The sequence below is a fragment of the Cohnella panacarvi Gsoil 349 genome, from assembly GCF_000515335.1.
GTDB classification, from domain to species: domain Bacteria; phylum Bacillota; class Bacilli; order Paenibacillales; family Paenibacillaceae; genus Cohnella; species Cohnella panacarvi.
This window is the reverse complement of the sequence record NZ_KI911563.1, coordinates 143,799-165,446: the sequence shown is the minus strand read 5'-3', so window position 1 is coordinate 165,446 and position 21,648 is coordinate 143,799. Positions and strand designations below refer to the sequence as shown.

The 21,648-nt window shown below is 58.3% G+C and carries 23 protein-coding genes and 1 riboswitch; of the genes, 1 reads left to right on the top strand and 22 read right to left on the bottom strand.

The window, feature by feature from the left end; genetic code table 11:
- Positions 1-20: 20 nt before the first annotated feature.
- Positions 21-902, top strand: coding sequence for a LysR family transcriptional regulator (locus COHPA_RS0100795; protein ID WP_027084285.1), 882 nt, complete (start codon positions 21-23; stop codon positions 900-902).
- Positions 903-958: 56 nt separating this feature from the next.
- Here COHPA_RS0100795 and COHPA_RS0100790 read toward each other — a convergent pair whose 3' ends face one another.
- From COHPA_RS0100790 to ffh, 22 genes are all read right to left on the bottom strand, one after another.
- Entirely contained in the window at positions 959-1,657 is a 699-nt protein-coding gene (locus COHPA_RS0100790) for a GTP pyrophosphokinase (RefSeq protein WP_084760911.1), read from the bottom strand.
- Positions 1,658-1,743: 86 nt separating this feature from the next.
- Complete coding sequence (gene hflC, locus COHPA_RS0100785) at positions 1,744-2,610, bottom strand: protease modulator HflC (protein WP_027084283.1); 867 nt, start codon at positions 2,608-2,610, stop codon at positions 1,744-1,746.
- Positions 2,607-3,674, bottom strand: a complete 1,068-nt coding sequence (gene hflK / locus COHPA_RS0100780) for an FtsH protease activity modulator HflK (RefSeq protein WP_027084282.1) — start codon at positions 3,672-3,674, stop codon at positions 2,607-2,609. The genes hflC and hflK overlap by 4 nt, the downstream gene beginning before the upstream one ends.
- Before the next feature lie 834 nt (positions 3,675-4,508).
- Positions 4,509-4,919 (bottom strand): YraN family protein, encoded by a 411-nt coding sequence (locus tag COHPA_RS0100775; protein WP_027084281.1) that lies wholly within the window; start codon positions 4,917-4,919, stop codon positions 4,509-4,511.
- A 32-nt stretch (positions 4,920-4,951) separates the two neighbouring features.
- The gene (locus COHPA_RS0100770) at positions 4,952-5,248 is read right to left on the bottom strand and encodes an EscU/YscU/HrcU family type III secretion system export apparatus switch protein (protein WP_027084280.1); all 297 of its coding nucleotides are present in this window, start codon (positions 5,246-5,248) and stop codon (positions 4,952-4,954) included.
- On the bottom strand, positions 5,245-7,074 hold the full coding sequence (locus COHPA_RS0100765) for a hypothetical protein (RefSeq protein WP_027084279.1): 1,830 nt from the start codon (positions 7,072-7,074) through the stop codon (positions 5,245-5,247). Before COHPA_RS0100765 ends, COHPA_RS0100770 begins: the two co-directional genes overlap by 4 nt.
- A 67-nt stretch (positions 7,075-7,141) precedes the next feature.
- Entirely contained in the window at positions 7,142-7,789 is a 648-nt protein-coding gene (locus COHPA_RS0100760) for a ribonuclease HII (protein WP_027084278.1), read from the bottom strand.
- A 56-nt stretch (positions 7,790-7,845) separates the two neighbouring features.
- On the bottom strand, positions 7,846-8,283 hold the full coding sequence (locus COHPA_RS0100755; RefSeq protein WP_027084277.1) for a thiol-disulfide oxidoreductase DCC family protein: 438 nt from the start codon (positions 8,281-8,283) through the stop codon (positions 7,846-7,848).
- A gap of 136 nt (positions 8,284-8,419) precedes the next feature.
- Positions 8,420-9,316 carry a ribosome biogenesis GTPase YlqF gene (gene ylqF / locus COHPA_RS0100750; protein WP_027084276.1) on the bottom strand — a complete coding sequence of 299 codons (897 nt, stop codon included), beginning with the start codon at positions 9,314-9,316 and terminating at the stop codon, positions 8,420-8,422.
- Between the two features lie 20 nt (positions 9,317-9,336).
- Complete coding sequence (lepB, locus tag COHPA_RS0100745) at positions 9,337-9,990, bottom strand: signal peptidase I (protein ID WP_035119814.1); 654 nt, start codon at positions 9,988-9,990, stop codon at positions 9,337-9,339.
- Between the two features lie 173 nt (positions 9,991-10,163).
- On the bottom strand, positions 10,164-10,508 hold the full coding sequence (rplS, locus tag COHPA_RS0100740; protein WP_027084274.1) for a 50S ribosomal protein L19: 345 nt from the start codon (positions 10,506-10,508) through the stop codon (positions 10,164-10,166).
- 527 nt (positions 10,509-11,035) lie between these two features.
- Positions 11,036-11,785 (bottom strand): tRNA (guanosine(37)-N1)-methyltransferase TrmD, encoded by a 750-nt coding sequence (trmD, locus tag COHPA_RS0100735; protein ID WP_027084273.1) that lies wholly within the window; start codon positions 11,783-11,785, stop codon positions 11,036-11,038.
- 2 nt (positions 11,786-11,787) lie between these two features.
- Entirely contained in the window at positions 11,788-12,309 is a 522-nt protein-coding gene (gene rimM, locus COHPA_RS0100730; RefSeq protein WP_027084272.1) for a ribosome maturation factor RimM, read from the bottom strand.
- 53 nt (positions 12,310-12,362) lie between these two features.
- The gene (gene thiD, locus COHPA_RS0100725) at positions 12,363-13,199 is read right to left on the bottom strand and encodes a bifunctional hydroxymethylpyrimidine kinase/phosphomethylpyrimidine kinase (protein WP_027084271.1); all 837 of its coding nucleotides are present in this window, start codon (positions 13,197-13,199) and stop codon (positions 12,363-12,365) included.
- Entirely contained in the window at positions 13,196-14,335 is a 1,140-nt protein-coding gene (gene thiO / locus COHPA_RS0100720) for a glycine oxidase ThiO (RefSeq protein WP_027084270.1), read from the bottom strand. Before thiO ends, thiD begins: the two co-directional genes overlap by 4 nt.
- 1 nt (position 14,336) lies before the next feature.
- Complete coding sequence (locus tag COHPA_RS0100715; protein WP_425393668.1) at positions 14,337-15,158, bottom strand: thiazole synthase; 822 nt, start codon at positions 15,156-15,158, stop codon at positions 14,337-14,339.
- Positions 15,158-16,024, bottom strand: coding sequence for a thiamine phosphate synthase (gene thiE, locus COHPA_RS0100710; protein WP_027084268.1), 867 nt, complete (start codon positions 16,022-16,024; stop codon positions 15,158-15,160). The genes COHPA_RS0100715 and thiE overlap by 1 nt, the downstream gene beginning before the upstream one ends.
- The gene (locus COHPA_RS0100705; RefSeq protein ID WP_027084267.1) at positions 16,021-17,148 is read right to left on the bottom strand and encodes a ThiF family adenylyltransferase; all 1,128 of its coding nucleotides are present in this window, start codon (positions 17,146-17,148) and stop codon (positions 16,021-16,023) included. The genes thiE and COHPA_RS0100705 overlap by 4 nt, the downstream gene beginning before the upstream one ends.
- A complete protein-coding gene (gene thiC, locus COHPA_RS0100700) occupies positions 17,138-18,901 on the bottom strand; it encodes a phosphomethylpyrimidine synthase ThiC (protein ID WP_027084266.1) in 1,764 nt (587 codons plus the stop codon). Before thiC ends, COHPA_RS0100705 begins: the two co-directional genes overlap by 11 nt.
- Positions 18,902-19,107: 206 nt before the next feature.
- Positions 19,108-19,212: riboswitch (TPP riboswitch) on the bottom strand.
- Positions 19,213-19,653: 441 nt separating this feature from the next.
- Entirely contained in the window at positions 19,654-19,887 is a 234-nt protein-coding gene (locus COHPA_RS0100695; protein ID WP_027084265.1) for a KH domain-containing protein, read from the bottom strand.
- A gap of 26 nt (positions 19,888-19,913) precedes the next feature.
- Entirely contained in the window at positions 19,914-20,186 is a 273-nt protein-coding gene (gene rpsP / locus COHPA_RS0100690; protein ID WP_027084264.1) for a 30S ribosomal protein S16, read from the bottom strand.
- 48 nt (positions 20,187-20,234) lie between these two features.
- Positions 20,235-21,620: a signal recognition particle protein gene (gene ffh / locus COHPA_RS0100685; protein ID WP_027084263.1), complete on the bottom strand. Its 1,386-nt coding sequence runs from the start codon at positions 21,618-21,620 to the stop codon at positions 20,235-20,237.
- Positions 21,621-21,648: the final 28 nt, after the last annotated feature.

Genomic DNA, 21,648 nt, shown 5'->3' with positions numbered 1-21,648 from the left:
TTTACTAGGAGTCATAAACCATGTCTATGATTAACTACGAACTTTATAAAGTGTTTTACTTAGCGGCGAAGACTGGCAGTCTCACCCAAGCCGCACGTTTGCTGTATCTCACTCAGCCGAGCGTCAGCCATGCGATCAAGCAACTGGAATCCAGCCTTGGCGCAACGCTGTTCGCCCGCAACGCCAAAGGCGTCGAACTTACGCAGGAAGGCGCCATTCTATATGCCTATATCGAGCAAGCGCACACGTTCATTACGCTCGCGGAAGACAAAATGGCGGAGCTCAGCAATCTTGAGAGCGGAGAGCTGCGAATCGGCGGGAGCGACTCGCTGTTCAAACACTATTTGCTAGCTTACTTGGAAGCTTACCGTCTAGCGCATCCCGGAATCGCCATTCGTCTCATCCACGGAACGACGCCGGAGCTCATCGCTTCTCTCAAGGAAGGCGCGATCGATCTCGGCGTCGTTCGCCTCCCGATCTCCGATACGCAACTGGAAATTAATCGGGGCATCGAGCTTCAAGACTGCTTCGTCGCCGGTTCGCAGTTCTCGGAGCTGAAAGATCAGACGCTGTCGATGGAACAGTTGCTTCGCTACCCGATCATTCTCTTCTCGCGCAACAGCCGCGCAAGATCGGCCATTACGGACTTGTTCCGCGAACACGGTCACGAGCTGACGCCGCAGATCGAAGTCGGCAGCGTCGATCTGCTGCTCGAATTCGCGCGCAAAGGGTTGGGCATCTCTTTCGTTACGCGCGAATTCGCCGCCCGTCACCTTGAAGACGGCACGCTGTTCGCAATCAAGCTCGATGTGAAAGTTCCTCCCTCCCAGGTCGGCTTCATGACGTTGCGCAACATGCCGCTATCAAAAGCCGCGCAGCAGTTCCTGTCTATGATCGGCTAAATCCCCTCTTCCAATAGAAAGGGACGACGGAATGGGCTTCCGTCGTCCCCGTACCCTTATTTCTTCTCTCCGTTTCCGTTGCCTCCGGAGTCTATTAGCTCCAGCAATGCCGCCGGGATCGCGAACTGCTCGTTGCGAATGCTGATGACCGGATCGTCCTCCGCTCCGTTCCGGCTCTCCTTGATCGCTTCGATCTCCTTATGGAGACGCTCCATCCGTTTGTCGAGGGCAGCCGCCGAATCGGCCGCTTCTTTCAGCTCCTGAAGCAGCCGCTGCGGGACGGATTGGTTGTACTTGTAGAAAATCTTATGCTCCAAGCTCGCCCAGAAATCCATCGCGATCGTCCGAATCTGCACCTCGACGCATACGTTCTCTTCCCTGTCGGACATGTACACGGGAACTTCGACGATAACGTGCAAGCTTTGGTAGCCGTTCGGCTTCGGATGCAGAATGTAATCCTTGACTTCGATGATGTTCAAGTCTTTCTGTCGCGACAGCATATCGCTGATCCGATAAATGTCCGAGACGAACGAGCACGTGATGCGCATGCCCGCAATGTCTTTAATGTGCTCGCGAATGCTCGGCAGACTGATATCGCAGCCTTTGCGGCTGATTTTGTTCAGAATGCTTTCGGGCGTCTTCAGGCGCGTCTTCGTATGCTCGATCGGGTTGTAGTCGTGAAGGAACTGGAACTCTTCCTTCAGAATCTCGACCTTCGTCTCGAGCGCGTCGAGCGCGAATTTGTACATCATCATGAATCGGGTGATTTCGTTCTTGAAGCGTTTGAGCTGTTCGATCGGCAATAACGTGTTATTCAGCGTGAATCACCCTTCTCTTCTGGCTATTGACCCAACAAGATGCGAGTGTACGGCGAATCGATCGGCATCAGGATGACCGGCTCGTTGTTCAGCGTCGTTACGTAGCTTTGCAGCGTACGATAGAAACTATAAAACTCCGGATCTTTGCCGTACGATTCGTTATAGATTTTCGCGGCTTGCTGCTCGCCTTCGGCGATAATCTTCTTCGCGTCCGCCTCCGCTTGCGCTAGCAACTCGGTCGCCTGGCGATCGGCTTTGGAAGTTACCTTCTTCGACTCCTCGTCGCCCTCGGACAAGTAACGCGCGGCGATCGACTGGCGCTCGGAGATCATCCGGTTATAGACGCTTTCCTTGTTCGCGTCCGGCAAATCCGTCCGTTTGATTCTGACGTCGATGACCTCGATGCCGTAATTGTCTCCGCTCAGCGTTGCCGCTACTTCGCGCGTAATTTCGTCGTTGATGTTGCCCCGCTCGGTGTTCTCGCTGATGATGTTCTCGTAGTTGATCGCAGGAAGTTTCGCGCGAACGGTATTATAGACGGTTTCGTCGATCCGCTTAACGCCCGCGCTGACGGTTTTGGCCGTCTTGAGGAACTTCTCCGGATCGTCGATGCGCCACACCGTGTAGTTGTCCACGAGAATCGGCTTTTTGTCCTTCGTCAGAATTTGCGTCTGCTGGCTTCTATACATCATTTGATACTTCGGAAGCTTCGAGACGCTTTCGATGAACGGAATTTTGAAGTGCAAGCCCGGGTCTTCGACGACTCTGACCGCTTCTCCGAACTTCAGGACGACTTTGTATTCGCCTTCCTTGACGACGTACATCGAGGTAAATCCGAGAATGAGGAAAACGAGAACGCCGACGGTCGTTAAAATCGATTTTTTGCTCATTTCGCCGTCCCTCCTTGCGCAGCATCAGCTTGCGGTGCCGGGGACGGCGCGCTTGCTGCAGGAGCAGTAGCAGCTTTAGCGGATGCTTGGCTTGAACCTCGCATCAACTCGTTGATCGGCAAATATTTCACCGTGTCGCCGCCCGATTCGGTAATGAAAATTTTGGCTTTCGGCAATATTTTCTCCAGCGTCTCGATGACTAACCGGCTTTGGGTAACGCCCGGATTCTTCGCGTACTCGGAGTAAATGGCGTTGAACTGGGCAACGTCGCCTTCCGCATTAAGGATACGAGACTTCTTCACGCCTTCCGCGTTCTCGATGAGCGCCTGCGCTTCGCCGCGCGCCTTCGGAATACGGTCGTTCTCGTACTTGGACGCGTTGTTGATCTTTGTGTTCTTCTCTTCGCGGGCGTTCGTAACGGCGCGGAACGCATCGGACACGGCGCCGTCCGGCGGTTCGATATCCTGGAACTTCACGCCGACGATCTGCATGCCTGTATTGTACTTCGATTGCAGGTCGATGAGCAACTCCCGCACCTTCTCTTGGATTTCCGTCTTGCCGTCGGTGATCGCATAATCCAGCTTCGTGGAGCCGATTACGGACCGGATCGAGGAGCTCGCCGCATTGCGCATGAACTGCTCCGGATCGTCGATATTGTACAAATAATCGCGGATGCTGCTGATTTTCCATTGAACGACGGCGTCGGCGGAAACGATGTTCTCGTCTCCCGTAATCATCAGCGCCTCTTCTTCGTTCGGCGTCACGATGTCGCCTCGTTGCGTGTACCCGATCGTAATGACTTGCGTCAGCTCCGCGGGCACTTTCACGACCTCTTGAATCGGATAAGGCCATTTGAAGTGGAGACCGGCCGTCGTCTCCTCCGTATATTTGCCGAAAGTAAGTATCGCGGCTCTCTCTTGCTCCTGCACCGTGTAAAAAGAGGAGTAGAGAAGCAGCAGTAAAATTACCGCGCCGATGCCGATCAAGATTTTTTTGATCAGTCCCGGCGGTATCTCGACTTGATTCGGGTTGCGGGGCTTGCGGCCGATGTCGATCACATCCATGTCGTAGTTGCCTCCTTCTTAGAAATGAAAGGTTTACCAATCCAGGCTTACCAAAGATTCATACGAAGTAGCGGGCAATCGGTTTCATGGAATGCGGAAATGGATGGCGCGGGGGTGTGGCGGATTAGGTCAATATGACCTTTATTCGGAGGCGCGTCGGGGTTTCGGCGATTTAGAGGTCAAATTAACCCTTATTCGGTGGCGCGTCGGGGTTTCGGCGGATTAGAGGTCAATATGACCTTTATTCGGTGGTGTGGCGGGGTTTCGGCGGATTAGAGGTCAAATTGACCCTTATTCGGTGGTGCGTCGGGGTTTCGGCGGATTAGAGGTCAAATTGATCTTTATTCGGAGGTGTGGCGGGGTTTCGGCGATTTAGAGGTCAAATTGACCCTTATTCGGTGGCGCGTCGGGGTTTCGGCGGATTAGAGGTCAAATTGACCCTTATTCGGTGGCGCGTCGGGGTTTCGGCGGATTAGAGGTCAAATTGATCTTTATTCGGAGGTGTGGCGGGGTTTCGGCAATTTAGAGGTCAAATTGACCCTTTTTCGGAGGCGCGTCGGGGTTTCGGCGATTTAGAGGTCAAATTGACCCTTTTTCGGAGGCGCGTCGGGGTTTCGGCGGATTAGAGGTCAAATTGACCCTTTTTCGGAGGCGCGTCGGGGTTTCGGCGATTTAGAGGTCAAATTGACCCTTATTCGGTGGCGCGTCGGGGTTTCGGCGATTTAGAGGTCAAATTGACCCTTTTTTCGGAGGCGCGTCGGGGTTTCGGCGATTTAGAGGTCAAATTGACCTTTATTCGGAGGGATGGCGGGGTTCCTATGGAACAACCGGCGATTAGAACGCGCCGGGAATGTGCCTGAGTTCCGCGATAGTGCCGTCTAGGCGGAACGTGACGGCGACGACGTCGCACCGTACGGACGGGGGTGATGCCGACTTGCGCTGCGCCAAATAATACGCCGCAACCTCGCGGACTTGGCGTTGCTTGAGGGGGGTCACCGCTTCGAGCGCGGTGCCGAACTTCGTCGGATTCGTGCGGGCGCGCACTTCCACGAACACGAGCGTGCCGCCGTCTTCTGCGATCAGATCGATCTCTCCGATGCGGCAGCGCCAATTGCGGGCGACGATCCGGTAACCTAAATTCGCGAGATAGTCTGCCGCCGCTTGTTCGCCCATTCGGCCCGTAGCCGCTCGATTGTCCGTAGAACGACGAGGCTTCGAGCGGGAGGATTGATGCCGGACATCCATCGTTCGAGCCTCCTCTTTACTCTTCTAACGGATTAGTTGCGCCTGGAAGCGCGTTGGTCGGAGCGGTAGACGAAACTGAGAATTTCGGCGACCAACGAATAGAGCTCGGAAGGAATTTCCTGCTCCAGGTCAAGCTTGGACAGCACTTCGACGAGCGAAGAGTCCTCCTGCACCGGAACACCGCTTTCCTGTGCTTTGCGCAGGATCTCTTCCGCGATGACGCCCTGGCCCTTGGCCACGACGACCGGCGCGGATCTTTGTTCGGGACTATATTTGAGGGCTACCGCTTTCTTGGGCAGCGTTCGGCTCTTCGCCTCTTCTCTGCTCATGCGCGGAAGTCAACCCCTTTGTAAGGCTTGGCGGCGTACGCGCCGGCCGGAACGGTGCGTTCCAAGCCGTTGCCGGCCGCCGCATCGGCAGCGGCCGCTTCCGAGCCCGGCTTCCATTGCGGCAACGGAGCCACGTTCAACGATAACAATTGGAAGCCCGCGCCTTCCATTCCCGCGCTAAGCTCGCCTCTCGCCTGCTCGATCAGTTCGGACATGCCCGGGAAGTCGCTGAGCAGCTTTAACGAGACGATTTTGTCGACGACTTGCACGTCGACGATCGTATCGCCGATATGGCGCATGCGAAGATCGAACAACAGCCTGCAATTGTCCGCGTCCCACTCGCCGCGCCGGTTGCGCCTCGATTGAACGTGGACGGTCGCCGTCGTGTCGCCGTTCTCGTTCTTCATCGGAATGAACAGCGTCATATGGCTGAGCGGCACATTCGGGTTGCGATCGGACGTGAGCAGCAACTGCTGGCCGGTAACTTGGTTGGCCAGATGCTGCGCCGCCTCGCGGAGAGCGGGCGGAGCGTCGTCGTGCGACGCCAGCGCGAGCAAGGCGCTCTTGAGCGTATCCGCGGCTCCGCGAGCCTCGGGGTTGTCCGCAGCCCCCGGCATTGCCGGAGCGGAGGCTGGCAACTCGGCGCCGGGGCCGGGCATCCGCTGCTGCGCCGTCAATGGCTCGGCGTGCTGCAGCAGCTTATGCTCGTGCTCCACGCCGAGCCATTGCAGGAAGCGGCCGATCCACGCGGCCGCTTCCTGCTTCGGCGCCGCCGGCAATGCCGCGGCGCGCGGCTCTTGCGCTGCCGACTCCAGCGGCAGCGCCTGGGCTTGCGGGCGAGCGGCATCCGCCGCGCCAGGCCGCGGCGCAGCGACGCTAGTCGCGTTCGCCGCGCTCGAGCTATCGGCGCGCGGGGCATCCGCCGCCCGCGCGCCAGCTCCGGCCGCCTGCGTTGCCTCGGCGGCCGTACCCGTGCCGGCCCCTGCCGCAGGCTGGGCCGGGCCAGTTACAGTTGCAGGCCGCGAACCCGCCGCCTGCGCCGGGGCTTCCATGCCGGCCGCAGGCGCGCCGAGGCCAGCCGGCCGGGCCATGCCCGACAGATGCGCCTCGCCTTCCGCGACGATCGCAGCCCCTTGGGCTAGCACTTGCTGCAAGCGCTGACCCGCCGCGACAGCGTCCTTCCCTGTCATACTCGCACGCGCCTGCGAGCCCGTCGCCTCTTCGCCGCCCAGCCACTTCGAGAGCGCTGTCTGAAGCTCGTTAAGCCCCTCGTGCAGAGGCTGTCCGAATAACGCTTGCCGCAGCGATCCGAGCGTCGTCTCCGTCGGCGTCAATCCGCGACGGAACGCCACGTCCGCCGCGCCCATCCACGTTTGCGCATCGACGCCGGCAGGCTTGGCCGCCATCGCCGCGTGGAAATGCGCCGCCGTTTCCTTCGTCAGCGGATAGCCGTCGCGCTTCAGTCCGCGCAATAGCTCCATGCTCGTCCTTTGATCCGGCAAGCCGAACGACTTCAGCGCGTCCTTCAGCGCTTCCTCCGGCAATGCGTCCGTCGCGTCGGCAAGCGGCTTCAGCACGACATCTCCGTTTGGGCTCGGCTGCACCTGCAGCAACATGCCGCGACCGAGAGGCATGTCCGCTTCCAGCTTGGCGCGAACATGCAGCCCGTTGATGTTGACTAGCCCCTCTTGATTGTCCATCATCTCGAGCAGCACGCCGCGCACGATTTGACCGATTCTCAGCTCTAACGCGCGCGCCGCGTCCGCGGGCTGCGCGTCGCCGAGCAACGCCCGCGCGAGTTGTCCGATATTGACGTTCATGCTCATGCCGTTTCCTCCCGCCGCTCAATCTATCTATTCTATGTATCGGCAAATCGATTACAGCCCTAAATGCCTAAAACAACAATTGCTGCTCCACCCCGATGTTCCCGAGGAAGCTGCGCCGATGCAGCGGCGTCGGACCGAGCGCCGCGATCGCTTCTCGATGCGTCTTCGTCGCGTAACCTTTGTGCGCCGCGATGCCGTAGCCCGGATACAGCCGATCCCATACGTCCGCGCACAGCCTGTCTCTCGTTACTTTGGCGATAATCGATGCCGCCGCGATCGACTGGCTGAGGAAATCTCCCTTGATAATCGCAGTCTGCGACACTTCCAAATCCACCGTTTCCGCATCCACGAGCAAATGCTCCGGCACGACGCCCAAACCGAGCACCGCCTGTTTCATCGCTAGCCGCGACGCTTGTCGGATGTTGATCTCGTCGATCACCTTCGCTTCGACTCTCGCGACCGACCATGCCGAAGCTTCCGCGATAATTTGATCGTAGAGCCTATCCCTCTTTTTCTCGCTCAGTTGCTTCGAATCGTTAACCTCCTCCAGCACGAGTCCGACAGGCAGAATAACCGCGGCCGCCACGACGTCGCCGAACAAACAGCCCCGGCCGACCTCGTCCACGCCCGCTACCGCCGTGCAGCCTTGCGCCCAAAGCTCCGATTCGAATGCGAGTCTATTGATTTGTTCATGATTATCGTTTTCTACTTTCATCCTGCGTTGCCCCCTGCACCCTCGCCCATCCGCTCGCTTATGTATTTTCCTGACAATCACTGTTCGTCCCAGTCCAGAAACTTGCCGCGCAACTGCGGCGTCGGAATCGGACAGCTTTCCGCCTTCCCGAACCAACGATACCGGTTGCGCGCGATATAACGATACACGCCGTCCCGAATGAATTTAGGCACGATAATCGCCCCGTAGACGAGCCGCCATCGACCGCCCAAGCGGCGGAGCGCGCGAAGCGCAGCCGTAGACCTCGTATAATAGCGACCCCCGTCAATGAGCACGAACGTATCCATTCCCGATTCAGGCATCCCGCCCTCGCGAAGCAGCCCCCGACCTACGGACGACTGCAACGACGCGAACCGGAAAACGTCGGCCGAGTCGCGCTCGATATACCATTGCGAAATCGCGTTGCACATGACGCACTGCCCGTCGATTAACGCAATGACTTTACCTTCCGCATCGATTTGCAGCCCATTGCTCATTCCGCTCACCCGCCTTACGTTCATTGTATCATGTAATCCGCCCGTTACGTCGTTTTTCGGCAATACGCGCGCATGAAAAAACCGCCATGCGGACGCAATCTCACCTGCGCCGCACAGCGGTTGTCCAACCTATTATTCACGTTGTCGGCTCCGAAGCCGTCTCCGAGAATTCGTCCGGCGATTCCAGCGTCATCCGGCCGAGCTTGCCCGCGCGCAATTCGCGCAGTACGATGCCGGCGGCCTTCTCGTAGTCGACATGTCCTCCGCCGGCCAGACAGCCTCTTCGCCGTCCGATCTGCTCCAATACGTCGACCGCGGATTGCAAATCCGGCAATTCCGCAGGAAGGTCGGTCAGCCCGTACCTCTCCGCGAGAATCGGCCGGTAACCCCGGACCAAATCCTGCAGCACGAAGCAAGCGACTTCGTCGATATGCAGAACGTCTTCCTTGATCGCTCCGGTAGCGGCTAAGCGGAAGCCGGCGATCGGATCGTCGAACCTCGGCCACAGAATGCCCGGCGTATCGAGCAGCTCGAGGTCTCCGCCCGTCTTGATCCATTGCTGGCCCTTCGTTACGCCCGGACGGTCGCCCGTTATGGCGATGTTCCTTCCCGCGATTCGGTTGATCAGCGTGGACTTGCCGACGTTCGGGATGCCGACGATTAACGCTCGAATAGGCCTCGGTTTCATGCCTTTGTCGATCTGGCGTTGGATCTTCTCCTTAAGCAGCTCTTTCGCTTTGCCCGCAATCTCCTTCACGCCGGTCCCCGAATTCGCGTCGATCGCCAGCGTCATGTGACCCTTATCGCGAAAATAACGGCTCCATTCCGCCGTGCGCTCCGAATCCGCCAAATCCGCCTTGTTTAGCAGAATTAGACGTGGCTTCGCGCCGGTAATCTCGTCGATCATCGGATTGCGGCTCGATTGCGGTATTCTCGCGTCGAGCAGCTCGATGACGACGTCGATCAGCTTTAATTTTTCTTCGATTTGGCGTTTGGCCCGGGTCATATGTCCGGGAAACCATTGTATCGTCATTTCGATTCCCCGTTCATAACTTAGTGCTTAATGAAATGAAAATCTTTGAGCGGCCAGAACACGAGATCCGCGCGTCCGACGACGCGATCGATCGGAATATACCCGATTCTGCGGCTGTCTTCGCTATTGTTGCGGTGATCGCCCATGACGAAAAGCATGCCATCCGGCACTTTTCCGTCAGGGTACGCTTCGTTCGGGAAATTGCTGTATGGACCGATGTCATTATATAAGCGATCTTCTTCGTTGGCTTGCGCTTCCGCGATTGCCTTCTTCAAGTAGGATTCCTCGATCAGTTCGCCGTTTATGTATACGTTATCTCCCTCGACTCTGACCGTGTCTCCGGGCACGCCGATGACGCGCTTAATGAAATCGCGTTTTTCTTCAGGCACATGGAATACGATCACTTCGCCGCGTTTCGGCTCGCGAATGTCGTAAATGATTTTGTTAACGATAATCCGTTCCCGATCCCAGAAGTTCGGCTCCATCGACGGTCCGTCCACGATGAACGGACTGACCAGGAACCAGCGAATGACGAAGACGAGCAAACCGGCGATCGCCAGCGCTTTGATCCACTCTACAATTTCGCCCGTCATTCTGGAATTGCCGGGCTTCTGCGGCGCTCCCGCCTCGCCCGAACCGTTCTCTCCCTCTGCTCGGCCATCCTGCTCGTCGATCGATATCATAGGTCGCGGCGATACCGCACGATCGCTGTCCGTCGACTGGTCGATTGGATCGGCTATTTCGTCCGTTTTGGAATTGTTCTGGTCCATTCTTTATCGCCTCGATTCGTCTTGGAGAAAATGCAAAAAGGGAGACTTGAACATCGCCAAGCCCCCCTTTGACGCCATTATCGAATTTCTTTGATACGCGCTGCTTTACCGCGAAGGTTGCGCAGGTAGTACAGTTTCGCACGGCGAACTTTACCGCGGCGAGTCACTTCGATTTTCTCGATGCGAGGCGAGTGTACTGGGAAAGCACGCTCAACGCCGACGCCGTAAGAAATTTTGCGGACCGTGAAAGTTTCGCTAATGCCGCCGCCGCGACGTTTGATAACAACGCCTTCGAACAGCTGGACGCGCTCACGGGAACCCTCGACGACTTTCACGTATACTTTGAGCGTATCGCCCGGACGGAAGCTTGGCACGTCCTTGCGGAGCTGCTCTTGCGTGATCGCTTGAATAAGGTTACTCATTAGGGTCTCACTCCTTCCATAACAGACGTTCGTACCCCGCTCCCCGAATGCTCTCATTCGGATCATGGCGTGCAGAGGACCGTCCTACGTAACAAACAGAACAACATTTGAAATTTTATCATAACGGGTCGCATAACACAAGGGGATTTTATCGCGAAATCGCGATCTTGATCTCCGGTCTATCCAGTCTGTCGGCTCTTGATATTGTTAGAAAAGCCTGTTAAGTATTCCGAGCGATAAGTGTAAATAAAATAACTGCCAGGATACAGCCAATCGCAAGCTCACCATGCGTTACAAGACGATACCTGCGAACTTGCAGGTGTTATGTATGGGCGCGCGGTTTAGCGCGACTTTTCTTGCTCATTACCTGCAGGATTGCAGCCGTAACTCCGAAACGATTCGATTCGGGCAGCATGATCTGCAGGATTGCAGGCGTTACTCCCCATGGGTGCGATTCGGACCGACATACCATGCACGAATACTGGCTGCGAAGGTTCCCCTGATGCAGCCGTCTGCTGCATGACAGCCTATTCCGAGAGCTGTTCCTCCAGCCACTTCCGCTCTTCAGCCGTCAGCTCCGCCGATTCCAGCAGCTCGGGGCGGCGCTCCAGCGTGCGCTGAAGCGACTGCCTCCTCCGCCACTTCTCGATCTCCGCATGATGGCCGGACAGAAGCGCGTCCGGCACTTTCCAGCCGCGAAACTCGGCGGGACGCGTATAATGCGGATATTCGAGCAAGCCGTCGCTGAAGGAATCCGTTACCGCCGATCGCTCGTTGCCGAGAACGCCCGGCAAGAGGCGAACGACGGTATCGATGACGACCATCGCCGGCAGCTCTCCGCCGGTCAGCACGTAGTCGCCGATCGATAGCTCGTCCGTGACGAGATACCGGCGAATCCGTTCATCGTAGCCCTCGTAATGACCGCAAATGAAAATCAGATGATCTTCCTCCGCAAGCTCGAGCGCTTTGCGTTGCGACAAAGGCTCGCCTTGCGGGCACATGAGAATGATGCGCGGAGGCTTAGTCTGCCCGTTCGTCCCGGAAACCCCGGCCGCGAGATGTTCCACGGCTCCGAAGATCGGCTCCGCTTTCAGAACCATGCCCCCGCCTCCGCCATAAGGCGTATCGTCTACGGTCCCGTGCTTATTGTTCGCGAAATCGCGGAAGTTGACCGTGTTCAGGGACACGATGCCTTTGTCTTTCGCTTTGCCGAGGATGCTGGCGCCGAACACGCCCGCGAACATCTCGGGGAATAACGTCAATACGTCGATCCGCATCGTTACAGCAGCCCTTCCATCAGATGCACTTTCACTTTGCGTGCGGCGATATCGACATCCAAGACGACGCCGTCGATGACCGGCAGCAGCAGCTCCTTGCCCTTCGGCAGCTTAACGACCCATATGTCGTTGGCGCCGGGCGACAGCGTGTCCGTGATCGTGCCGAGCGTCTGTCCCTCTTCGGTTACGACCTCGCAGCCGATAATATCGCGGACGTAGTATTCCCCTTCTTCGAGCGGTACCCGCTCCGCATCGGACACTTTCAGCTCCCAGCCTTTATAGCGCTCGACTTCATTAATATTGTCGTATCCTTTGAGCTTGAGGATGTACATCTTCTTCTGTTCGCGCGACGAGACGACTTCGACGGCGACCGGAGAGCCGGATTCCGGCGGATACATCGTCAGCATTGCGCCCGGTTTGAAGCGGACATCGGGAAAATCGGTCTGCGGGTACACTTTCACCTCGCCGCGGATGCCGTGCGTGTTGACGATTTTGCCCACGTTGAGCATGCGCTCTTCCGACATGGAAGCAGCTCCCTTCAGGTACAAAGTTCAGCTACTATCATAAAGCATCGTCATTATTCCCGCAAATCGCGCCAAGCTCCGTGCCACAGCGACCCCGTTCCCGCGCCGGTCGGAAAAGCGGCGGCGATCGCCCCGGATACGAACGATTTGGCTAGCCGGCAAGCCTCTTCGGGCGAAAAGCCTTGCGCGATATACGCCGCGACGGCCGACGCCGTCGTGCAGCCTGTGCCGTGGGTATGCGACGTGGCATGGCGAATCCCGCTTATTCGGCGCGCGGGCTCGGATGTTGACGGACCGACGAAGACGTCGATCGCTTCCTTAGCTCCGCTGAAGTGGCCTCCCTTAAGCAGCACATGCCGAGGTCCGAAAGACAGCAGCTTGAAAGCCGCTTGCTCCATGTCTTCGACGGACCGAATGTCCGTCTCGCGCATGCCAAGAAGCCGACAGGCTTCCGGCAAGTTAGGCGTTGCGACTTCCGCTAACGGCAGCAGCATCGCTTTCATTGCTTCGAATGCGTCCGCGCCCATGAGCGCGGAGCCGTCCTTCGCCGCGTACACCGTGTCGACGACGAGGCTCTTCGGCTTGTACCGGCGTATGGTTGCCGCTATCGTCTCGACGTGCGCGCGCGTCGGCAGCATCCCCGTCTTGACCGCGTCGGCCCCGATATCTCCGAGCACGCTGACAAGCTGCGCTTCGACCATCTCGGCGGAAACCGGTTCCAGACGCTGGACGCCGACGCTGTTCTGCGCGGTAATCGCGGTAATGACGCTCATCCCGTATACGCCGAGCTCTTGAAAAGTTTTCAAATCCGCTTGAATACCCGCTCCCCCTCCCGAATCAGAACCGGCGACGGTCAGGACGATCGGGGGCCGAGTACCTGCCTCGCTCATCGCGATCTCTCCTTTTCCGCCGTACGGTTGAAGCGCTCCAGGCTGAATGCGTTGCCCTGCGAGTCCGTCTTCGCAAGCAGAAGCCGCCCGACCATCGACGCGGTTGCGGGACTGAGCAGAATGCCGTTGCGATAATGCCCGGCCGCGACGATAACTTCGGGACAGCCCGGAACTTCGCCGATCAGCGGACGGCCGTCAAGCGTCGCGGGCCTAAGGCCCGCCCAGCTTCTGACGGGAGTCTTTCCTTCCAGAAAGGAGAACACGCGGCCGCTCCACCTTGTCAACCGCTCGATGCCTTGCGCCGTTACGCTTCGGTCGAACCCCGCCACGTCCTCCGACGCCCCGCAGACGATCGTGCCGTCGTCTTTCCGTACCCAGTACGCCTGGCTCGAGAAGACCATATGCCGAACTTCTCCCAACCCGGCGTCATAGGCGCAAATTTGCCCGCGAATCGGATGAACCGGAACGCCCACGCGAATCCACTCCTGAAGAAAACCGCTCCAAGCTCCGGTGCAGACGACCAGCCGATCCGCGCGCCAAGTTTGCGCATCGCCCATCGTCACGGATACGCCGGACGCTTTCGTTACTTCGAGCTTCGATAACGGCCCTGCATGCGGGACGAGCCGAACCCCGGCTCGCCTGCAAGCTTCTTCCGCGGCGATCGCCAGCTTCGGCGCGAATACGTGGCTTTCGGCGGGACAATATAACGCCCCGATCGCTTTGCGCGATATGCGCGGCTCCACGCTGTGCAACCGGGACTCGTCCAGCCATTCCATCTGCGCGCAATAGGGCCGCTGCCATTGCAGCCGAGTCTGCATCGGCAGCATATCCGCTTCGTGGAACGCCACGTTTAAGCTCCCGCTCGCGCTCAGTTCCACCCGCTCCCCGGAAATCTCCTCGATCTCCCGGACCCACTCGGGGTATTGCATGAAGCTGTCCAAGCATAGCCGGAAAAACGGGTCGAAGCCGTCCGGATTTTCCGAGAAAGGCGCCAGCATGCCCGCCGCCGCTCCCGTGGCTTGACCGCCGAATCCGCTTTCCTCCACTACGGTAACCCGAAATCCTAGCCCGGTCGCTTCCAGCGCGCAGGACAATCCGATAATGCCGCCGCCCAGAATCAGTACCGATTGCGCCATGCTAAGCCTTCCCTTCCGCCATTACGGCCTCGTACAATGAGCCTTCGGACGTGCTGCTGGCCGACGCATACCTTCTCTTCGGAATGCGCCCCGCCAGATAAGACAGCCTTCCCGCTTCGACCGCCAGTTTCATGGCCCGGGCCATGGCGACGGGATCTTGCGCTTTGGCGACCGGCGTATTGGCCAGAATACCCGACGCGCCAAGCTCCATCGCCTGGACGACGTCTTGCGCGGATCCGAGTCCGGCGTCCACGATGACGGGAACGACAGCTTCTTCGGCGATCAAGCCGAGGTTATAAGGATTCAATAGGCCGAGCCCCGTCCCGATCGGCGATCCGCCCGGCATGACGGCTGCGGCTCCCGCTTCTTGCAGGCGGCGGCATAGGATAGGATCGTCCGACGTATAAGGCAGCACGATGAATTGCTCTTGCACGAGACGTTCCGTCGCTCTCAGCGTTTCGATCGGGTCCGGCAGCAACGTGCGCGGATCGGCGCTGATTTCGACTTTGATCCAATTGCCCAGCCCGGCGGCGCGCGCCAATCGCGCGATGCGAACCGCTTCGTCGGCGTTGCTCGACCCCGACGTATTCGGCAAATAAATATAGCCGCGATCGGCTACGTGCTGCAGGACGCTGTCGTCCGCGACCTCTTCGAGATTGATGCGGCGAACCGCGAACGTAATGACCTCTGCTTCCGAAGCCATAAGCGCCTGTTGCATGACGGCCGGGCTCGGGAATCTGCCCGTACCGAGGAAAAACCGCGAGTCAAGCGCATGTCCGCCGATGACAAGCGGATCGCTCGATAACGTGTCCTTCATCCGCATCAACCTCCTCCGACGAAATGCACGAATTCAACCGTTGCTCCGACGCGCAGCGGAGCTTCGCCCCAGCTTCTGCGCGGAACGAATTCCCCGTCCATCTCGGCCACGACCCGCCTATCCTGCAATTCATACTGCTCTGCCAATTCGAGGAGCGTCGAGGCTTGCGTCCGCGATCGCCGGCCGTTCACGGTCACGAAGATTCCCGTGGCTTTCGATTCAACCGAAGCATTCGGCGACCCATCCCTCGCTTCGATTAACGCTATGAACCGCCGGCATACCGCTTCGGGATCCTCGCTTCCGACGACAGCGGACACTACGCACAGCCTGTTCGCCCCCGCGTTCAGCACCTCGAACGCGTTATCGGGCGTAATGCCGCCGATGGCGACCCACGGAATCCGTATCTCTGCGGCAACCTCGGATACGTATGCGGTCGTCACGGGCTGCCTGCCCGGTTTCGTTCCGGTCGCGTACACGGGACCTACCCCGATATAATCCGCCCCCGCTTGCTCGGCTTCGCGGGCTTGCTCGATCCGATGGGTCGAAATGCCGATGATCCGATCGGGTCCCATGATTCGGCGCGCGACCGCGATCGGCATATCGTCTTGGCCAAGGTGAACGCCGTCCGCGTCGATGGCGAGCGCGACGTCCGGATGATCGTTCACGATAAGCGGCACGTTGTATTTAGCCGTTAAGTCTTTCAGTCTCTTGGCTTTCTCCAGCAAATCCCGCTTGGAGATGTCCTTGTCCCGTAGCTGCACGATGTCCGCGCCGCCTTTCAATGCCGCTTCCATCACCTCAAGCATGCTGCGTCCCGGATGATAATTTTCTCCCGTGATGACATATAGCTTGAAATCGAGTTTCCCATTCATCGCGGCACCTCCTCTTCTGCCAAATAACTACGATAGATCTCTTCCGCCCGTTCGACTCCCCCCGCCCCTTGGATGAGCGACCGGCCGTCCGAAAATACGACGATACGTTCCCCTTCGGCCGTCAACGCGCGGATCAAATACGCGTTGCTGGCCGTAATCTCGCAGCCCCGGCTTGAAAGCCGCTTTTCCCACTCCGGCAATCCGAGCGCGGGGCGAAGCGCTAATTGCACAGTATCTCTACCGCACAGCACGACAACCTTCTCTTCATCCGGCTGCGGCTCGCGTTCCTCGACCTGCCAATCGGCAGACGGAGCATGAGGCTTTCCGACAGCCTCATGCAATCGTTCGGGTAGGCGCCCTGCCCCGCAATGAACGCAGCTTTCGCGAGGCGGAGGCAGTTTCCACTCTTTAAGCGCAAAGTTCCATACGTCGGCCGATACCCATGTATCGCGCAACGCATGAAAGTTTCCGGTCAGCCATTTGATCGCTTCGACCGCTTGCAGCCCGGCGATAAGCTCCACCGCTGGCGCAATGACGCCGATCGTATCGCAAGTCGGCGCGCCGCCATCCGTATCCGAAGCTTCTGTCTCGCCAAGCAAGCAACGAAGGCAGACATGCTTGCCGGGCACCAGCATCGCGCTCATCCCGCTTGATCCGGCGACGCCTCCGTAGACGAAAGGCACCCCGTGCGCGAAGCATGCGTCGCTCATGAGCAGCCTCGTCTCGGCGTTGTCCGTACCGTCGAGCACGAGGTCGACGCCCATGAGCAGCGACTCGGCGTTGCGCTTGCCGACATCGGCCACTAAAGCTTCGATTCTCGCGCCGCCGTTCATGCGGCGCAGCTTGGCTGCCGCGGCAACCGCCTTCGGCAGCGCGGCGCGGGCGTCCTCTTCGTCGAACAACGTCTGCCGGTGCAGATTGCTCAACTCCACGTAATCCCGGTCGACGAGGCGGACGAAGCCCGCCCCCGACCGGACCATGTGCTGGGCGAGCGACGCGCCGAGCGCGCCCGCCCCGACCACGAGAACGCCGGCGTCGCCGAGCTTGCGCTGACCCGCTTGACCGATCGGCGCGAACCGAATTTGCCGGGAGTAACGCTCCGTCACTAATCGGTCATGGCGCATAAATACGGCTTCCCGTTGCCAAGAATCGCTCCGACTCCCGCTTCATGCCCGCCTCGAGCGCCTCCTGCGTATCGAGACCGTGCTCCGCGGCATAATCCCGAATGTCTTGCGTAATGCGCATGCTGCAAAACTTCGGTCCGCACATCGAGCAGAAGTGCGCGGATTTCGCCGCTTCCGCCGGCAGCGTCTCGTCATGGTAAGACATCGCGCGCTCCGGATCGAGCGAGAGGTGGAACTGATCCCGCCAACGGAACTCAAAGCGGGCCTTGGACAACGCGTCGTCGCGAAGCCGCGCTCTCGGATGCCCTTTCGCCAAATCCGCGGCGTGAGCGGCGATTTTGTAGGCGATGACGCCGTCTTTGACGTCTTCTTTGTTCGGTAAGCCCAAGTGCTCCTTAGGCGTTACGTAGCATAACATCGCCGTGCCGAACCAACCGATCATCGCCGCTCCGATGGCGGACGTAATATGGTCGTAACCCGGCGCGATGTCCGTCGTCAGCGGCCCAAGCGTATAGAACGGCGCTTCTTTGCACACTTCCATTTGGCGGTCGACGTTCTCTTTGATGAGATGCATCGGCACGTGACCGGGGCCTTCGATCATCACTTGCACGTCATGCTTCCAAGCGATGTCCGTCAGTTCGCCCAGCGTATCCAGCTCGGCGAACTGCGCCTCGTCGTTGGCGTCCGCGATGGAACCCGGTCTTAGGCCGTCGCCGAGCGAGAACGTCACGTCGTAAGCCTTCATGATTTCGCATATTTCTTCGAAATGCGCGTACAGGAAATTTTCCTTGTGATGGGCAAGGCACCAAGCCGCCATAATCGACCCGCCCCGCGAGACGATGCCCGTCACGCGCTTCGCCGTCAACGGGATATAACGAAGCCGTACGCCCGCATGAATCGTGAAGTAGTCGACGCCTTGCTCCGCCTGCTCGATCAGCGTGTCGCGGAACACTTCCCAGCTCAAGTCTTCCGCTTTGCCGTCGACCTTCTCGAGCGCCTGATAGATCGGAACGGTGCCGACCGGCACCGGAGAATTGCGAATAATCCATTCCCTCGTCGTATGAATGTTTTTGCCGGTGGACAAGTCCATGATCGTGTCCGCGCCCCAACGCGTCGCCCAAGTCATTTTCTCGACTTCCTCCTCGATCGACGATGCGACCGCGGAGTTTCCGATGTTAGCGTTGATTTTCACGTGAAAATGACGTCCGATAATCATCGGTTCGCTCTCCGGATGGTTGACGTTCGCCGGTATGACCGCGCGGCCGGCGGCTACTTCCGCCCGGACGAATTCCGGGCTAAACCCTTCGCGGATGGCGATGAACTCCATTTCCGGCGTGATCGTGCCTTGACGCGCGTAATAAAGTTGCGTGACGTTGCGGCCAGGCGCGGCTCGCAAGCACTCGTTCGTCGTTTTCGGAAACAGTTCCGCGCCGCGCTCGGCAGCCGAACGTTCCGAAGCGAACCCGTTATCTTCCGGCTTCACTTGGCGCCCCGCGTACGCGACGACGTCCCCCCGCTCCGTAATCCAACGGTTCCGAAGCGGAGGCAAACCTTGCCGCACGTCCGCGGCGTAGCTTTCGTCCGTATAAGGCCCGCTTGGATCGTATACTTGAACCGGCGCGTTCGGCTCCTCGCCGTTCCTTCCGTTGCTCGGCGTAAGCGCGATTTCGCGCATCGGCACCCGGATATCTTCCCTAGAACCCCCTACGTACACTTTGCGGCTGCCCGGCAGCGGCCTCGTCAACATCGGCATTACATAAAACCCCCTAATGGAATCGTTCGAATTTCCACTAGGGGGCCGTAATAGAAAATGGCGCAAGTCCGCCGCTCTCCCTCTCTCGAAGCGGCTTCTAAACAACAAAAGCCGCCCCGGAGGGAGCGGCGGAAATGTATCGCGTTAACGCGCGGCATGCCGACAAGGCGAGCCCATAGGCCCACGCTACCGTACCGCGATCGTATGACGAACATTGCCCACTTTCCTACGCTGGCATGACCCAGATCAGGTTCAAAGGGACCAAGGCGGTAGCCTTATCTCAGCCCATGCGGGCGCCCCTAGTGGAATTTACAAACAAATCGTAACTTGGAATTCGTTTCCTGTCAACCCCAACGCGGTACGCTGCGGCAGGACGGTACCTCGGCGCTCTGGTCGGCCAGCGCATGAGCCGGCTAGCGAAGAAGCAGCAATGTGCGAAATAACAACCATTTGCATTTATTTTCTCTAAAACTCTCGTTACTCGCTAAAATAACAACCATTTGCAATTACTTGAGTCGGAAAGCGGCCATTCGACGACACAGCACTCTAATAACTATCGATCTGTTGTTATTTTTCATATGGGCTCTTATCTGCTCACAATAACTATCATATGTTGCGATTATTTCATTTCTTATCCCGATATCCCCTTCGCTCAGGAAAGCGACCGCCGCCTGCTTCCTCCCCTGAGCGAGAGGGATATCGTTACAATAACAAAAAACCGGCCGCATCGCTGCGGTCCGGTTTCTTAGCCGTTAATCAGAAACAATATCCACGATGACGCGCTTCCGCTCTTTAACCGCGGCGGAAGAGACTACCGTGCGAACCGCTTTCGCGATCCGCCCCTGCTTGCCGATGACTTTGCCGACATCGTCGGGATGAACGGAAAGCTCGTACACCAGGCCTCTCGCGTCTTCCTTGACCTGAATTTGCACGTCTTCCGGATGATCCACGAGTGCTCGGGCGATAACCCGAATCAATTGTTCCATGGTTCAACCCTCCGGTATTAGGACGATTACTTCTGGAGCTTGGATTCGTGGAATTTCTTCATGACGCCGGCTTTGCTCAGCAGGTTGCGAACGGTATCGGACGCTTGCGCGCCGTTTTGCAGCCATTTGAGAGCCTTTTCCTCGTCGATTTGAACTTGCGCTGGCGCAGCGACCGGGTTATAGATGCCGATCTCTTCGATGAAGCGTCCGTCGCGAGGAGAGCGGGAATCGGAAACGACAACGCGGTAAAAAGGAGCTTTGTGAGCACCCATACGTTTCAGACGAATACGAACTGCCATGTTAACTTTCACCTCCTTGATGAAATAAAATCGCAATGGTTATGTTAGTTAAAACGGAAATCTCGGCCCTTTGTTCTTGCCGCCGAACATATTCTTCAGCGCGCCCATGCCGCCTTTCGGCTTGCCGTTCGGACCCATCATGCCGGAGAATTGCTTCATCATCTTCTTCATGTCCTCGAACTGCTTGAGCAGGCGATTGACGTCGGCGACCGTCGTTCCGCTTCCGGCGGCGATCCGCTTGCGTCTGCTGTAGTTGATGATGTCGGGCTTCAGCTTCTCGGCGTGGGTCATCGACTTCGCGATCGCTTCGGTGCGATTAATCTGCTTTTCGTCGATCTTGAAGTTCGGATTGCTCTTCAGCTTGCCCATGCCGGGCATCATATCGAGCAACTGCTCGAGCGGACCTAGGTTGCGAACTTGCTCCATCTGCTCGAGGAAGTCGTAGAACGAGAATTCCGCCGTGCGCATCTTGCGTTCGAGCTCTTTGGCTTTCTCCGCGTCGATGTTCGTCTGCGCTTTCTCGATGAGCGACAGCATATCGCCCATGCCGAGAATCCGCGACGCCATCCGGTCCGGATGGAACGCTTCGAGCTGATCGATCTTCTCGCCCGTGGAGGCGAATTTGATCGGGCAGCCGGTAACGGCTTTGACCGACAGCGCCGCCCCGCCGCGCGTATCGCCGTCGAGCTTCGTCAGCACGACGCCGGTGAGGGCGAGCTGCTCGTGGAAGCTCTTCGCGACGTTGACCGCTTCTTGGCCGGTCATCGCGTCGACGACGAGCAACACTTCGTCCGGTTCGACAGCCGAATGAATATCCTTGATTTCCTGCATCAGCTCTTCGTCGATCTGCAAGCGGCCCGCCGTATCGATAAGCACATAATCGTACCCCTCGGCCTTCGCCTTCGCGACGCCTTGCTTCGCGATCTCGACGGGGCTGACCTGGTCGCCCAGCGTGAATACCGGTACGCCGATCTGTCCGCCGAGCACCTCGAGCTGCTTGATCGCCGCCGGACGGTATATGTCGCCCGCGACGAGGAGCGGATTGTTCTTCTGCGTCAGCAGCAGCTTCGCGAGCTTGCCGGTCAGCGTCGTCTTACCCGCGCCTTGCAAACCGGCCATCAGGACGACCGTCGGAGGCTTGTTCGACTTCGCAAGCTTCTCTTGCGTGCCGCCCATCAGCTCGGTCAGCTCTTTGTTGACGATATCGATAATGACCATCGCCGGAGTAAAGCTCTTCTGAACCTCTTGCCCGAGCGCTTGTTCTTTCACTTTGGCGATGAAATCTTTGACGACTTTGAAGTTAACGTCCGCTTCGAGCAACGCAAGACGCACTTCCCGCATCGCTTCGTTCACGTCGTCTTCCGATACTTTGCCGCGGCCCTTCAGCTTGCCGAACACGTTCTGCAGTCGAGATGTCAATCCTTCGAACGCCATAAGCTCATCCCCCCTTCTTAAGAACGGA

Excerpts from the sequence above, each read along its gene's own strand:
- COHPA_RS0100770 (WP_027084280.1), bottom strand. The coding sequence starts at position 5,248 with ATGAGCAGAGAAGAGGCGAAGAGCCGAACGCTGCCCAAGAAAGCGGTA.
- COHPA_RS0100695 (WP_027084265.1), bottom strand. The coding sequence starts at position 19,887 with ATGGAACAATTGATTCGGGTTATCGCCCGAGCACTCGTGGATCATCCG.
- hflK (WP_027084282.1), bottom strand. The coding sequence starts at position 3,674 with ATGGATGTGATCGACATCGGCCGCAAGCCCCGCAACCCGAATCAAGTC.
- COHPA_RS0100765 (WP_027084279.1), bottom strand. The coding sequence starts at position 7,074 with ATGAGCATGAACGTCAATATCGGACAACTCGCGCGGGCGTTGCTCGGC.
- COHPA_RS0100715 (WP_425393668.1), bottom strand. The coding sequence starts at position 15,158 with ATGCGGATGAAGGACACGTTATCGAGCGATCCGCTTGTCATCGGCGGA.
- thiE (WP_027084268.1), bottom strand. The coding sequence starts at position 16,024 with ATGAATGGGAAACTCGATTTCAAGCTATATGTCATCACGGGAGAAAAT.
- hflC (WP_027084283.1), bottom strand. The coding sequence starts at position 2,610 with ATGAGCAAAAAATCGATTTTAACGACCGTCGGCGTTCTCGTTTTCCTC.
- COHPA_RS0100705 (WP_027084267.1), bottom strand. The coding sequence starts at position 17,148 with ATGCGCCATGACCGATTAGTGACGGAGCGTTACTCCCGGCAAATTCGG.
- thiO (WP_027084270.1), bottom strand. The coding sequence starts at position 14,335 with ATGGCGCAATCGGTACTGATTCTGGGCGGCGGCATTATCGGATTGTCC.
- COHPA_RS0100795 (WP_027084285.1), top strand. The coding sequence starts at position 21 with ATGTCTATGATTAACTACGAACTTTATAAAGTGTTTTACTTAGCGGCG.
- ffh (WP_027084263.1), bottom strand. The coding sequence starts at position 21,620 with ATGGCGTTCGAAGGATTGACATCTCGACTGCAGAACGTGTTCGGCAAG.
- ylqF (WP_027084276.1), bottom strand. The coding sequence starts at position 9,316 with ATGACGATACAATGGTTTCCCGGACATATGACCCGGGCCAAACGCCAA.
- COHPA_RS0100760 (WP_027084278.1), bottom strand. The coding sequence starts at position 7,789 with ATGAAAGTAGAAAACGATAATCATGAACAAATCAATAGACTCGCATTC.
- COHPA_RS0100755 (WP_027084277.1), bottom strand. The coding sequence starts at position 8,283 with ATGAGCAATGGGCTGCAAATCGATGCGGAAGGTAAAGTCATTGCGTTA.
- rimM (WP_027084272.1), bottom strand. The coding sequence starts at position 12,309 with ATGTCGGAAGAGCGCATGCTCAACGTGGGCAAAATCGTCAACACGCAC.
- COHPA_RS0100775 (WP_027084281.1), bottom strand. The coding sequence starts at position 4,919 with ATGGATGTCCGGCATCAATCCTCCCGCTCGAAGCCTCGTCGTTCTACG.
- rplS (WP_027084274.1), bottom strand. The coding sequence starts at position 10,508 with ATGAGTAACCTTATTCAAGCGATCACGCAAGAGCAGCTCCGCAAGGAC.
- thiD (WP_027084271.1), bottom strand. The coding sequence starts at position 13,199 with ATGAGCGAGGCAGGTACTCGGCCCCCGATCGTCCTGACCGTCGCCGGT.
- thiC (WP_027084266.1), bottom strand. The coding sequence starts at position 18,901 with ATGCCGATGTTGACGAGGCCGCTGCCGGGCAGCCGCAAAGTGTACGTA.
- rpsP (WP_027084264.1), bottom strand. The coding sequence starts at position 20,186 with ATGGCAGTTCGTATTCGTCTGAAACGTATGGGTGCTCACAAAGCTCCT.
- COHPA_RS0100790 (WP_084760911.1), bottom strand. The coding sequence starts at position 1,657 with ATGATGATGTACAAATTCGCGCTCGACGCGCTCGAGACGAAGGTCGAG.
- trmD (WP_027084273.1), bottom strand. The coding sequence starts at position 11,785 with ATGCGGATCGACGTATTGACGTTATTCCCCGAGATGTTCGCGGGCGTG.